Here is a 13,690-nt window from a genome sequence, read left to right as displayed (position 1 = left end):
GGCGCCCCGCCCCGCGCAGGCCAGGTCAGACCTTGGCCGTATTGCAGTGCTCGCACTGACACTGTGCCTGGTGCCATTTCCCCCAGCGATGGCACATGATCACCAACACGACGCCATGCCACGCGCGCAGGACGGCTATGGACGCACGGTGGCAAGCTACTCGGTTCCGGACGTCAGACTGGTGAACTCCGATGGAGCAAGGGTGTCGCTGCGTAGCCTGCTCGACGATAAGCCGGTGATCCTGAATTTCATTTTCACCACCTGCGGCGCGATCTGCCCGGTGATGTCTGCAACTTTCTCGCAGGTACAGGCCGCTCTGGGTCTGGAGCAGAACGCGGTACGCATGGTGTCCATTTCCATCGACCCCGAGCAGGACACGCCAGCCGTCCTCAAAGCCTATGCCGGCAAGTTCGGCGCGGGACCGAATTGGCATATGCTGACCGGTAGCTTGGGTGACAGTATCGCGGTGCAGCGCGCCTTCAATGTTTATCGCGGCGACAAGATGGGGCACACCCCCGTCACGCTCCTGCGGGCGAGGGCTGGGCAGCACTGGGTGCGGTTGGACGGCTTCGCCGGCGCGGACGACATCTTGCGTGAGTACCGCCAGTTCGCGGCTCGATAAACCTGCGTTGGAGTGTGCGCGCTGTGTGCTGCTTGATGCGTTACAAGGTGGGGATTCTGGCGGCATTGCTCGCCGTGTGCGGGTATGGAGTGGCGTCGAGTCCCGCCGAAACCGAGAGCCTGCCGGGTCAGCGCATCTATCGTGAAGGATTGCTCCCCTCGGGTCAGCCCTTGCGCGCAACCGTGCAGCAAGGTGTACAACTGAGCGGCGCTGATGCGGCCTGCGCCAGATGCCACCGACGTAGCGGCCTCGGCGGCAGCGAAGGGCGCAACAGCATTCGCCCGATTGCCGGGCGGCTCCTTTTTCCTGAGGCCAAGTCCGATCAACTGACCTCGTCATTCGCAAAGGGCCGCAATTTGCGGGCCGTAGCAGATGTGCCAGAACGGCCCGTGTACACCGAGGCATCGTTAGCGAAGACGCTGCGCGAAGGCATCGATCCGGCCGGTCACAGGCTCGATCCGCTGATGCCTCGCTATATCCTGAGTGATGCCGAGGCCGGTCAACTACATGCTTATCTTGCAGTCTTGTCGTCCGAACGCGCGCCGGGGGTGAGCGATACCGAGATTCACTTTGCAACCATCGTCGCTCCTGGCGTCAGCCCGGAAAGAACCCAGGCGATGTTGGACGTGTTGCAGGCTTTTGTCAGCGACAAGAATGCCGGGACACGCCAGGAGGTGCATCGCCGGAATGTAGGGCGCGGGCAAATGGCGCGTGCTTATCGGACCTGGGTGTTTCACTCGTGGGAACTGAGCGGCCCGCCGGAAACCTGGCGCGATCAACTGGCGGCCTATTACCGACAGCAGGCGGTGTTTGCCGTGATCGGAGGTATTGGCAACGGCAGTTGGGAGCCGGTGCACACCTTCTGCGAGTCATTTGGAGTCCCATGCGTGTTTCCCGACGTCGACTATCCGGTCATCACAGCGGCGGGTTATTACACACTATATTTCTCGCGTGGCGTGACGCTAGAAGCGGAGGTGCTGGCTAAGCATTTACTCGAAACCGGAGCGCATGGCAAGACCGGAACGATTGTGCAAGTACACCGTGACACGTCACTGGGCCATTTGCCTGCGAGTGTGTTGCGCAAAGCACTGCAAGATAGGGGGAAGCAAGTTGTTGTCGATTGCCCATTGACGGAGACAGGCCGCATGCCGGGGGAATGCCTGTCAAAGCTGTTGGGCAGTCAAAGCCCTGGCGTGCTGGTGATGTGGCTCGACTTCGCCGATGTCCAAGGCCTCGGGTTCGCCGGCACACCTCCACCAGGACTTCAAGAAGTCTATTTATCGGCCAGCCTGTCAGGCATGCGCCGCCCAGACTTGGCCGATAGCTGGTTGGGAATAGTGCACATGGTGTATCCGTTTGATTTGCCGAACACCCGTGCATGGCGCTTGGAACGCATGAAAGTGTGGCTTCGTGCCAGAAAAATACCGCTGGTGGATGAGCGTGCCCAGGCCAATGCATTTTTCGCCGTGACCATCGCAGGCGACGCGGTAGCGCATCTGGGCGAAAACTTTTCGCGCGACTATTTCATCGAGCGCATCGAGCAAATGGCGCAAACTCAACTGTCACCCTCAATCTACCCACACCTGAGTCTTGGCCCGGGCCAGCGCTTTGCGTCAAAGGGGGGTTATGTCGTCAGGTTCCCTCCGGGAACAGAAAGCCAGCCCTTGCCCGTCAGCGATTGGATGGTTCCCTGATGGGAGCTGCATTCAGCAATAGCGATGTTCATATTTTTGGGGAAAATTCTGCGGGAAAAATGGCTTTCCATCTGCGCGGAAACAATCGTAACGCTGGAGAGTTCCTACATCAGAAAGTAGGGTAGTTGCCCATGTCGGTAGGTCCGCGTAAGCACTAGCATGGGTACCTATGAAAAGCGATATTGGGGCAGGGAAAATTGAGTAGCTTGTGATCGCTGATCATGAGCCGCTCCTTGGATTTGAAACATGAAAGATGCACGAGTCCTTGATATAAGTAGCAGGGGGCCATCGGATCATCAATTCTGTTGTCGCGGGGGAGTTTATTCATGCATACCGGCAATATATCGAGTTTCCTGTTAGTCATGTGGACCGTTTGCCTGTCGTGCGGCGCGCTACTGGCGCACGCTCAAGCGGTTGACCTTACCGCCGCCGAGGCCCTGGCCAGGAAGAGCAATTGCACCAAATGCCATTCAGTTGACAAGAAAAAAGACGGCCCCTCGTTCAGCGTGACTTCTGCCAAGTACAGGGGCGATGCAGACGCGGAGGCCAAACTGATCAAGCACATTACCACCGGCCCCAAGATCAAGATTGACGATGTTGAAGAAGAACATCAAATCGTCAAATCAAAAGATGAATCTGAAATCAGAAACCTGGTGCGCTATATCCTGTCCCGCTGAGCAGACGTCAACTTAAACCTGAGCGATCACCATGAACGTTCTATTTCAAAAAATGCTCGCACACTGGAGGCTGGTGCTCAGTCTGTTGGCCGCAGGGTTTGTCGCAGCGGTACTGCTGATGACCGGTGGTGCCGCTGCGTTGGCCTGGACCAATACCGAAGAGTTCTGCATTGGTTGCCACGAAATGAAAAACAATGTCTACGCCGAGTTCAAGGGGACGATCCACGACCAAAACCGTACCGGGGTGCGTGCTGTTTGCGTTGACTGCCACCAGCCGCGCGAGATGGGCCCGTCGATCTTGCGCAAGCTTCAGGCGAGTAAGGATGTGTATAGCCATTTCATCTCTCAATCGATCAGCACACCGGAGAAGTTTCAAGCCAGACGCCATGAGTTGGCCACGCAGGTGTGGAGGCGCATGAAGGACACTGACTCGCTTGAATGCCGCAATTGCCACAATCCGGCGAAGATGAGCGCCGCTCTGCAATCGGCCAAAGCGCAGACTCGACATGCCAAGGCTGCGGCTGATAGTTTGACCTGCATCGACTGCCACTTCGGGATCGCACACAAGGAGCCCGAAGGGCCGGGCCCGCGCGAAATGTTGATCGCTGGCGCCAAGAAAACCCCTGTCAACCCAGCCCTCACCTTGAAAGGACCTACGCCATGAAATCCAAACTTCTTGCTTCCTTGGTTTGCGTTGCCGTGGCGTTGCCTGCATGGGCCGCCGACGTGACCTATCTGAAGGACATCAAACCATTGATCAAGGCCCAGTGTGGCGAATGCCATGGCGATGATGCGCCGACGCTGCACGAGTTCGACCTGGACCCGGAAAAATACAAAAAAGAAAAGCTGGGCCCGCGTACCAGCACTTACGAAACCTTGCTTCAACTGGTGGGTTGGCCTGATGCCGGCGCCTTGATGCGTCGTCTGGATGACGGCGCCAACAGTGGCGACAAGAAGCCTGGCAACATGTACAAAAACCTGGGCGAGACAGAAGAAGAACGCGCCACCAATCTCAAGCTCATCAAGGCTTGGGTGGGTGAAGGGGCCTGGAACCTGAATCGCTGGGAAAAGCGGGGCGATGTGCCCGCGGTTACCAAAGAGCAACTCGACAGGCTTCAGCTCAAGTATTGAGCATCGCCGTGTTTGTTCAAATCAGCATCAGCAACCATATGTGCTGCAGCCAGCACGGCAGGTACCGCGAACAATGGGGCAACTCAGGCATCGACCGGTTGCAGCACTCGGTTGCGCAGGCGCATGCGCAGACCCACCGGCGCCATCGTGAACGACAGATGCTCGCGCGCTTGCCCGCCATCGGGTGTGTCGACGCCTTCAATATCGAAGTGGCCGAGCAAGGTGGCCATCACCATCTTCATCTCCAGTAGCGCCAGATAGCGCCCTGGGCAGATGCGCGGGCCCGCGCCGAAGGGCATGGAGATGCGCTTGGCGGCGTGGGCCGCCTGATCGGGGGATTCGTCGGGCAGCCAGCGCTCGGGCTCGAACGCGGCGGCGCGTGGCACGTGGGTCTCGCTGACGGCGTCACGGCGCATCAGGCTGATAACCACCATGCCAGCGGGTACCTGCACATCACCGATCACCGTGTCGCTTAGCGCCTGCAGCGGCAGCAGTGGCGCCACCGGCTTGAGCCGCATGGTCTCGTGGGCGCAGGCCTCTATGTAGAGCAGTTGGTCGATCTGCGCCAGCGTCGGCGCCACCGTGTCCCCGCAAACCCGCCGCACCTCTTCGGTAGCGAGGGCCAGTGATGCTGGATTGCGCCACAGCAGGTGGATCATCCAGGCGAGGGTGTTGGCCGTGGTGTCTTCGCCGGCCAGCAGCAGGGTGAGCACATTGCCCGCCACCTGCGCGTCATCCATGCCGCTGTCCGCTTGATCGGCGGCAACAATCATCGCTTCGAGCAGATTGCCGGGCTGTTCGCGCAGGGTCGGGTTGCTCTGCAGGCGCGCGCGGGCCTGCGCGATGAAGCCTGTCACCGCCACCTTGATCTCGGCGATGCTCCGCGCTAGTTGACGGTCCGCTGTCGAGTGCACATAGCGCCAGATCGGCACCGTTGCAAAGAGGCGTTTGAACACCGCCGGAAAGATTTTGTTCAGGTGTTGCTGGATAACATCCTGGTCGGACTCCAGTGTGTTGACCTCCGCGCCAAAGGCCAGTCCGGCGATGGTGTCGACCGTGAAGCGCATCAGGTCGGCCTGCAGGTCGATGGCTTTCCCCTGGCTGGCAGCGCTGTGCCAGCGCCCATGCAGGCGTTGCGCCACCTGCTGCAGGGACGGGAAGTAGCGCTTGACATGGGCCGGATCGAATCCCGCCATCACCATGCGCCGCTGGCGGCGCCAGGCGTCGCCGTTGGCCCCGAAAAGGCCGGGCATCAGACCCATCTCGGTCCAGATTTCATCCAGACGCGTCGTGCGGCGAAAGCCGTCCGGTCGGTTGCGCAGGATGGCCGCGACTGCCTCGTGGTCGCCCACGACGACGATCTTGCGTTTGCCGAGCCGCAGTTTGTAGAACGGACCGAATTCGCGGCACCATTCCTCAAGCTGCAGATGCATGCGCGAGGTGTTGATCTGCAAGGCGTTGCCGAACACAGGCACGCTCCGCGGACCGGGCAGCTCTATGAATTGGCGGAGTCTGTGCGTTAGCGGTGCTGAGCGTTCTTCCATGACCGTGTTGTCCATCGTTCCCTCCGTACGGTTGGAAAGCCAGACCCGGTAAGAATCAGGACATGGCGACTTGGGATGCGGAACACAGACCTTGCACGTATTCGAGGAGGAACGCTTGCGAAATATCAAAAACGTTCGCAGAAGCTACGGCAGCCGATTTCCTTGGCGGCTGATGGCTATCCGGGGAGCAAGCTTTTTTTCGCCTCTGCACCGGCGCAATGTGCGGTCCCCCACAGACGGACAAGCACTTGGGCGCCACAGTGAGATCGTCTGCACTGAAAGGCACTTATGGATATCAAGAACACCCTGGCCCGCATCTTCCCGACCGCCGTCGCCAGCGACGGGATCACGCTGCCAAGTCAGGCAGAGCCATGTCCAGCGGTCGCTGACGTCGCGAGCCGCTCCGATTCGCGCGTTTCTCTGCTGGCGGAAGTGGATTTCAAATGGCTGATGGCTGGGCAGGGCTGGTGGATTGACCCAACCCGTTTTCATTGCGACCCATCCTATGCAGCCGGACTGATACGCTTTGCCCTCGCATCGCAGCTGCTCGCCTTGCGCGCGAGCGCGGTTTCGATACAGACTCAGGGGGGCGAATAAACAGCCTGGAGGCGGTGGCGTTTGGGCGGCAGACCTGGGCACTTTTTCACCGAAAAACCAAACTGTTTCAAGTCATCGCGCACACTTAACGCGACGGAATAGCTGGCCAATGTTGTGCCTGGGCGGCAAAGGCGCGCCACATCCTGCAGCGTGGTCGATGACCACATTTCCGGATTCAGCACGGGGCTGAATCCATCCAGGTAAACCGCATCGGCAACGCACGCCAGGCTTTTCAGCGTGGCTTGTACGTCGCCCACGGCCAGCGTCAACTGCACTTGCCCCTGGGCAAAGCGCAAGGTGTGAATGCCGGGTGTCAGGTCCTGCCAGGCCCGGGCGAGTTCCTGCGCCAAGACCTGCACGCGCGCAGACAGCTGGGCGTCTGCCTCACTCGCCGGCGTTGGCGCCTGCGCGTTGCGCACGATGTCCGTCGCTGCCACGGGATAGGCTTCGACCGAAACAAAATGCAGATGCTCGCAACGCTGGGCGTCGCCCTCCCACGCCGCCCACGTGGTCAGAAAGTTCAGGCCCAGGCCGAAGCCTGTTTCGAGTACCGTGAATTGGGTTCTGTCACGCCAGCGCTGGGGCAGGCCGCAACCGGCGAGGAACACGGAGGCCGCCTGTGCCAAACCCCCTGTGCGTGAACGGTAGCGGTCATTGAAGCGGGGGCTGTGCGGGCTGCCGTCGTCCAGCCACACAACAGCTTCGTTCATAGACAAAGATCAGCTCTGTGGATGTGTCCGCATATAGGTCTGAATGACCTCCGACACCTTCTCCAGCTTTTGCATGGCTTCGGGTATGAACTTCGTCACGGGATGAGCTGTCCGGTATTTCTCCATGAAGTCCTCCAGCGACTCGTGTTGTTCGGGTGGCAGTCTCGCTTCCATGTCCTTCTTGGTACGGTAAGCATGTTGGTGGCGGAGCTCTGCCGCCAGTTCGCGCACCTGGGCCGCAAGTATCAAGTCTTCGGTTCTCATGGCGTCTCCAGTTCAAGGGTTTGGGATGGTGGAGTCGATATTGTGCCGGGACTGCACAAGTTCGCTGAGGCGGGCCGCTTGAGAGGCCGCTAATTCAGGCGCGACCCAAACGCGATGCCATGCCAGGCGAGAGCCAGAGGCTGTTGTCGGCATCGACGATCAACGCATCCACCCCGGGGGTGCGTGCGATCCGAGCCCGTCCGGCGTCAGCGCCTGCCACCATGAGGGCGGTGCCCAGCCCATTGATCGCCTCCAGTTGCTCGCTGATCAGCGTCACCCCATGCGGCCCCTGGGTCGGGTAGCCGGTCCTGGGGTCCAGAATGTGATGCAAGCGCTTGCCCTGTTGCATCACGAAGCGCTCGTAATCGCCCGAGGCCGCTATAAATCCCTGCGTCAAGGACACCATGCCCAGCACCTTTTCGGGATGGCGCGGATCGCGCAGACCCACGCGCCAGGGGCGACCGTTCAAACGCCCCATCACCAATACGTCGCCACCGCCGTTGATCATCGCGTTGGCCAAGCCATGGCGCTGCAATTGCCGCAGGCCGGCCTGGAGAATCGGGAGTTTGGCAATGCCGCCCAAGTCCAGGCGCATGCCTCTTTTTGTGAGGTACGCGGTGCCAGCACCTTCATCGATCACCAGCCCGTGTTCCTGATCGACCAGACTCAATTGCGCTGCGATCTGCTGCGCCGAGGGAATGACCGGATGCTCGGGGTCGAAGTTCCAGTCCCGCAGCGATCCGACCGTGGTGTCGAATTGACCGCCACTGGCCTGCGCCGCCTGACGCGCCATCTGCAGTACCTGCATCAGTTCCGCAGGCACCGGCACGGGTCGCAGCCCCGCCATCAAATTGATGGCGTTGAGCACGCTGGTGCTGCGGTAGCGGCTCATCATGTCCGCCAGCCGCGTCATTTCCGCGAACGCCGCATGGGCGGCGGCGGGCAGGACCGATGCATCATCGTCCTGCAGTGTCAGGTCCACGCGCGTGCCCATCAACACCTGCGAGACCTGATGAACGCCGGCTTTGGCCTGCACCGGCGCCACGACCAGGCCACACGCCATCAGCGGCAAGGCCATGACCAGGCGACGTCGACCGTGCTGAATGGAATCGAAGTTATGCGAACGCATGATCCGTCGGCCAAGTCAGCTTAGCGGGACTGATCCACCATGTAGGCCACGGCGGCCTTGACCTCGTCGTCGGTCAGTGTGGTCGAGGCGCCGCGTGGCGGCATCACGCCCTTGGCGCCGGTGAAGCCTTCGATCGCGTGTTTTTCCATCAATGGCATCCCTTGGGCGATGCGTGGGCCCCAGTCGGCCTTGTCGCCCGGCTTGGGCGCACCGGCCGCACCAATCGCGTGGCACATGGCGCAGACCTTGCCAAACGTCGACTTGCCGGCGGTGTTTTCGGCGACAGGGGCGGGTGCAGGAGCCGCAGCGACCACCGGTGCGGGGGCCGCAGCGGTAGCAGGCGCGGTAGCGTCTTTTTGCCCGCAGGCGCTCAACAGGGCCAGGCTCAATGTGGCCAACAGCAGTGTGGATTTGTTCATGGCATCTTTCATGGAAGTTGAATAGACATAAATGTCGGTGACGACATTCGACGAAAGAATTCTCTCATATAAGATGTATTAATTTTGCATCTTATATGAGGCCCTTTTGATCCAAGTCAAACGATTTGGATCACCTTTCGATGACCATTGGTCCGTGGGAAAACATCGTCAAGCCCCGCCTGTTTTGTAACAAAAACAAACATTTGACTAACTAGGACCTCATCATGAGTCAAGACCAGCAACTGAAACCCAAAGCCGCTTCGGCGATGGGTCGCCGCACGTTCATCAACACCGCCGCCCTGGCCGGCTTGGGAGGCGTGGTGGCGTGCACCGACAAGCCGACCAGTGCAGCCACACCTGCCGCCTCGACGCCTGCCATTGCGGGGCACGCCAGCGCCAATGCCACCCACCTGAAGCCGGGTGAGCTGGACACCTACTACGGTTTGTGGAGCGGTGGTCACACCGGCGATATGCGGGTGCTGGGTCTGCCGTCCGGGCGTGAACTCCATCGCATTCCCTGCTTTGTGCCGGATGCGCTGGTGGGCTGGGGCATCACCAATGAATCGAAGAAGATCATGGGCACCAAGGCCGATGGCAGCCTGAAGTACACGGTGGCTGACAGCCACCACACCCATGCCTCCTACAAGGATGGCAATTACGACGGCCGTTACGCCTGGATCAACGACAAGATCAACGGCCGCATCGCGCGCATCCGGCTCGACTATTTCACCTGCGACAAGATCACCGAGATCCCCAACATTCAGGGCTTCCACGGCATCTTCCCGGACAAGGCCGACCCGGTCGATCCAGCGATCAACTACACCACGCGCGTGTTCTGCGGCGCCGAGTTCGCCATTCCCTTGCCCAACACCGGTGCCGATGCAGACAAACCCGAGAAATACCACTCGCTGTTCACTTGCGTGGATGCCGAGAGCATGGAAGTGCGCTATCAGGTCCTGATCGACGGCAATTGCGACCTGACCGCCACGTCGTATGACGGCAAGCTGGCCGCGACCAACCAGTACAACACCGAGATGGGTGTCAAGTACGAGGACATGATGTCCGCCGAGCGTGACGCCTGCCTGTTCTTCAACGTGGCCCGCGTTGAGGCGGCGGTGAAAGCCGGCAAGTTCAAGACCTATGGCGACTCCAAAGTGCCCGTCGTCGACGGTACCCGCGAGGCCAATAAAGACGCCAAGACGGCGCTCACCGCCTATGTGTCGGTGCCGAAGAATCCGCACGGCGTCAATGCCAGCCCCGACGCCAAATATTTCATCTGCGCCGGCAAGTTGTCACCGACTGTCACGGTGATCGAACTGGCCAAGGTGCTGGACTGGTTCGACGGCAAGCTGGAAAAACTCGACGCCGCCGTTGTGGCTGAAGTCGAAGTTGGACTGGGTCCCCTGCACACCGCCTTTGACGGTCGCGGCAACGCCTACACCACCCTGTTCCTGGATAGCCAGATGGTGAAGTGGAATGTGGACGCCGCCATCAAATTCCACGCCGGTGACAAGACCGCCAAATATGTCGTCGATCGCCTGGATGTGCAATACCAGCCCGGCCACGTGAACGCTTCGCAATCCGAGACTCGGGCTGCCGATGGTAAGTACATGGCGGTGGGTTGCAAATTCTCCAAGGATCGTTTCCTGCCGGTCGGCCCGCTGCATCCGGAAAACGAGCAGCTCGTCGACATCTCCGGCGACAAGATGGTCTTGCTGGCCGATCACCCGGTGCGCGGCGAGCCGCATGACTTCATCATCTTCAAGCGCGACCTGGTGCGTCCGAAACAGGTCTACACGCTGGACGAGTTCCCGCTGGCCACCAAAGACCCGAAGGATTCCGGCGTGGTCCGCAGCGGCAAGAAGGTGACCGTCAGAATGACGTCGCAGGCCCCGGCTTTCAGCCTGCGCGAGTTCAAGCTCAAGAAGGGTGACGAAGTCACCTTGATCCTGACCAATCTGGACAAGGTGGAGGATTTGACGCATGGCTTTGCGATTCCGAAGTACAACGTCAACTTCATCGTCAACCCGCAAGAAACGGCCTCGGTGACCTTTATCGCCGACAAGCCGGGCGTGTACTGGTGCTACTGCACCCACTTCTGCCATGCGCTTCACCTTGAAATGCGCACGCGCATGATTGTTGAAGCCTGATTCCGGAAATTGAAGCCCCGGAGGCGTGCGGGCTCGAGCCCCGCCGCCTCCACGCAAGCGCCGCCATCGGGCGGCGCTTGCCCAGCAGGAACGAGATATGTATTCGCGATGCCGACAGTTGACAGTCAAGGTGAATTCTTACCTGACTGTCTTTTTTCTTCTGCTTGCCTTGTGTGCAAGCGGCGCACGCGCGGCCACAGGCTCCTATGAAGCGGCATTGCCGCCCGACCTGAATACCGCCAAGGACATGTGCGCCCTGGTGCCTTGCACCGAGGTGTTTCCCGGCGCCTTGAGCTTCTCCGAGCGCCTGGGCCAGCCACCCTATGTGGAGGCCTACGGCGCGCCCGAGGCCGGCAAGAAGAAGCTATTGGGCTACGTGATGCTGTCCACCGACATCACCGACACGCCCGCCTACTCGGGCAAGCCAGTGGTCACTTTGATGGGTATGGACCTCAAGGGCCGCTTCGTGGGCATCAAGGTGCTCAAGCATTCCGAGCCCATTCTGTTGTTGGGTATTCCCGAATCCGCGTTGTTGAACTTCAACAAGCAGTACATCGGCAAGTCGGTGGCCGACAAGATCGAGGTCGGCCAGTCGCGTCCCGACGAGAATGTGCTGGGCGTGGACGCCATCTCGGGCGCCACCGTGACCGTGATCGCACAAAACCAGGTCATGATGGCCTCGGGCACCGCCGTGGCGCGCCAGGTCGGCATCCTGGCGCCGACGGTGCGCCTGCCCGCACGCTATGTGAAGAGCGGCCAGCGCCTGAACTGGGCGCAATTGGTCGAACAGGGCAGTGTGCAGCGCCTGCTCGTCAAGCCCGAACAAGTGGGTCTGGCGCGCGGCACCGAGCCCTTCATCGAATTGTGGTTTGGTGATTTGAATCACCCCGACATCGGCATCAGCCTGCTGGGCCAAAACAGCTGGAACAATCTGCGCATGCAGCTCAAAGAGGGCGAGCACGCCTTTTTCATCGTCCGCACGGCCGGCATCGAATCCTTCAAGGGTTCGGGCTTTGTGCGCGGCGGTATTTATGACCGCGTGCAAGTCAGGCAGGGCGCGGACGCCTTCACCTTCCGTGACCTGGACTATTTGAACCTCTACGGCCTGGAGGCGGCCGGGGCTCCGAGCTTCAACGAGTCGGCCATTTTCGTGATTCGTTCCAAAGCCTTCTCCGCGGCCTATCCCTGGAGCCTGTCATTCCTGGGCAATCGGGTCGACCCCGCCACCGGCGCGCGCAGCTTCTCCAACTTCAGTACCAAATACTGGCTGGCCTCCGAATTGCTCGAAGGCGGGCGACCGGTGATCAAGGAAGCCGCCGCCCCGTGGGTTCAGGTGTGGAAATCGCGCGCGCTGGAGATCGCGCTGTTTGCCGTGCTGCTGGTCATCGTGAGCGTGGTCTATGCGTTTCGCGAAAAGCTCACGCGCCTGTCAACGCACAAGAACAAGTGGCCGGTGAATGTCTTCAAGTACAGCGCCTGGGCCCTGAGCATTGGCTTCGTCGGCTTTGGCGCCATGGCTCAGCCCTCCATCACCCAGGTGCTGACCTGGTTCCACGCGCTCCTGTTCCATTGGACCTGGTCGCTGTTCCTGACGGACCCGTTCATCTTCCTGTTCTGGATCTTCATCATCGTCACCGTGTTCCTGTTCGGGCGCGGGCTGTTTTGCGGCTGGATGTGCCCGTTTGGCTCGCTCTCCGAGGCGATCTACAAGGTGGCGCGCATCATCGGCTTCAAGCGCTTTCAGACCCAGGTGCCGCAGGTGTGGCACGACCGGCTGAAATGGCTCAAGTACGCGGTCTTCTTCGGCCTGCTGACGATATCGATGTTCTCGATGGGGCTGGCCGAGAAACTGTCCGAGGTCGAGCCCTTCAAGACCACCTTCCTGGTGGGCATCAGCAACCGCAGCTGGCCTTATGGCCTGTTTGTGGCCGTGCTGCTGGGCCTATCGATCTTCATCGAGCGGCCGTATTGCAAGTACATCTGCCCGCTGGGCGCCTCGCTGGCCATGCCCAGTACCTTCCGCTGGTTCGGCCTCAAGCGCAAGCAGGACTGCAACAGCTGCAAGGCCTGTGCCGTGGGTTGCGGCGCCCAGGCGATTGATGCGGCGGGTCGCATTGATCACCGTGAATGCCTGCATTGCCTCGACTGCATGATTCTCTACACCGACACCAAGGGTTGCCCGCCGCTGGCCAAGGAGCGCAAGCGGCGCGAGCGCGACGGGCTGGAGATCACGCCGATCGGCCGCGACGGTTACTTCATTCCGATCCACCCCGTCAGCGACGGTGTGAGCTCGCAGATCAGCGCCACCGCCGCCAAGGGGCCGGACCCGCGCATGCCCACCGACCTCACCTTGCCGCCGCACAAGGTCGGCGTGCGCGGCCTGCAGTGGTTGTGGCTGGAATTTCGCGATCACCTGTGGCCATGGAGTAGCGAGGGCTGGGCTTCACAGCGTGCGCTGCAGGTGGCGGGCTTCTCGCTGGCCGTGGCGGCCAGCGTGGCCTGGGTGATGACGGCGATGGGCGACCTGTCTTCGAGCGCCATCATTGGCTGGTGGTTTGGCTGGAGCGTGTACGAGGTGCTGATCCGCCTGTCGGGCCGGCGCTATGTGAAGGATGGTCCGTGGTGGCGCGACCACTACCGCGTGGCCGGCGTGATGGACATGATGAGCTACGTGGGCTTCAAGAACCTGCTCATCGGCGCGGCGCTGTTCCTGGCCCTCAAGACGCTGGGCTTGCTGGTCATCTGACATTCCC

13 protein-coding genes are annotated in these 13,690 nt (G+C 60.7%); 8 read left to right on the top strand and 5 right to left on the bottom strand.

All coding sequences use genetic code 11. The features are described 5' to 3' along the window. The first annotated feature begins 115 nt into the window (after positions 1-115). The 5 genes from C5P05_RS12555 (at position 116) to C5P05_RS12535 (ending at position 4,124) form a co-directional block, all read left to right on the top strand. Positions 116-622 (top strand): SCO family protein, encoded by a 507-nt coding sequence (locus C5P05_RS12555; protein WP_232834460.1) that lies wholly within the window; start codon positions 116-118, stop codon positions 620-622. A gap of 32 nt (positions 623-654) precedes the next feature. Continuing rightward, positions 655-2,316 (top strand): cytochrome C, encoded by a 1,662-nt coding sequence (locus tag C5P05_RS12550; RefSeq protein ID WP_157979311.1) that lies wholly within the window; start codon positions 655-657, stop codon positions 2,314-2,316. Positions 2,317-2,642: 326 nt separating this feature from the next. Further along, entirely contained in the window at positions 2,643-2,993 is a 351-nt protein-coding gene (locus C5P05_RS12545) for a c-type cytochrome (protein WP_232834459.1), read from the top strand. Positions 2,994-3,024: 31 nt separating this feature from the next. Continuing rightward, positions 3,025-3,657, top strand: coding sequence for a NapC/NirT family cytochrome c (locus C5P05_RS12540; RefSeq protein ID WP_114970165.1), 633 nt, complete (start codon positions 3,025-3,027; stop codon positions 3,655-3,657). Then, positions 3,654-4,124: a cytochrome C gene (locus C5P05_RS12535; protein WP_114970164.1), complete on the top strand. Its 471-nt coding sequence runs from the start codon at positions 3,654-3,656 to the stop codon at positions 4,122-4,124. Before C5P05_RS12540 ends, C5P05_RS12535 begins: the two co-directional genes overlap by 4 nt. Before the next feature lie 83 nt (positions 4,125-4,207). Here C5P05_RS12535 and C5P05_RS12530 read toward each other — a convergent pair whose 3' ends face one another. Continuing rightward, on the bottom strand, positions 4,208-5,683 hold the full coding sequence (locus C5P05_RS12530; RefSeq protein WP_114970163.1) for a cytochrome P450: 1,476 nt from the start codon (positions 5,681-5,683) through the stop codon (positions 4,208-4,210). Between the two features lie 273 nt (positions 5,684-5,956). Between C5P05_RS12530 and C5P05_RS12525 the strand changes: the two genes are divergently transcribed. Then, positions 5,957-6,265, top strand: coding sequence for a hypothetical protein (locus C5P05_RS12525; RefSeq protein WP_114970162.1), 309 nt, complete (start codon positions 5,957-5,959; stop codon positions 6,263-6,265). Here C5P05_RS12525 and mnmD read toward each other — a convergent pair. From mnmD to C5P05_RS12505, 4 genes are all read right to left on the bottom strand, one after another. After that, the gene (mnmD, locus tag C5P05_RS12520; protein ID WP_114970161.1) at positions 6,250-6,975 is read right to left on the bottom strand and encodes a tRNA (5-methylaminomethyl-2-thiouridine)(34)-methyltransferase MnmD; all 726 of its coding nucleotides are present in this window, start codon (positions 6,973-6,975) and stop codon (positions 6,250-6,252) included. The genes C5P05_RS12525 and mnmD overlap by 16 nt on opposite strands. Positions 6,976-6,984: 9 nt before the next feature. Next, positions 6,985-7,239 (bottom strand): hypothetical protein, encoded by a 255-nt coding sequence (locus tag C5P05_RS12515; RefSeq protein WP_114970160.1) that lies wholly within the window; start codon positions 7,237-7,239, stop codon positions 6,985-6,987. Positions 7,240-7,333: 94 nt separating this feature from the next. Then, on the bottom strand, positions 7,334-8,368 hold the full coding sequence (locus tag C5P05_RS12510) for an FAD:protein FMN transferase (RefSeq protein WP_114970159.1): 1,035 nt from the start codon (positions 8,366-8,368) through the stop codon (positions 7,334-7,336). A 20-nt stretch (positions 8,369-8,388) separates the two neighbouring features. Beyond that, the gene (locus tag C5P05_RS12505) at positions 8,389-8,787 is read right to left on the bottom strand and encodes a c-type cytochrome (protein WP_114970158.1); all 399 of its coding nucleotides are present in this window, start codon (positions 8,785-8,787) and stop codon (positions 8,389-8,391) included. A gap of 224 nt (positions 8,788-9,011) precedes the next feature. Here C5P05_RS12505 and nosZ point away from each other — a divergent pair, with 224 nt between their 5' ends. Next, entirely contained in the window at positions 9,012-10,937 is a 1,926-nt protein-coding gene (gene nosZ, locus C5P05_RS12500) for a TAT-dependent nitrous-oxide reductase (protein ID WP_114970157.1), read from the top strand. Between the two features lie 97 nt (positions 10,938-11,034). Continuing rightward, positions 11,035-13,683, top strand: coding sequence for a 4Fe-4S binding protein (locus C5P05_RS12495; protein ID WP_114970156.1), 2,649 nt, complete (start codon positions 11,035-11,037; stop codon positions 13,681-13,683). Positions 13,684-13,690: the final 7 nt, after the last annotated feature.

Source organism: Rhodoferax ferrireducens (assembly GCF_003347515.1).
Classification (GTDB): Bacteria; Pseudomonadota; Gammaproteobacteria; order Burkholderiales; family Burkholderiaceae_C; genus Rhodoferax.
Note: the sequence above shows the minus strand (reverse complement) of the source record. Positions and strands in the feature narration are given on the sequence as shown.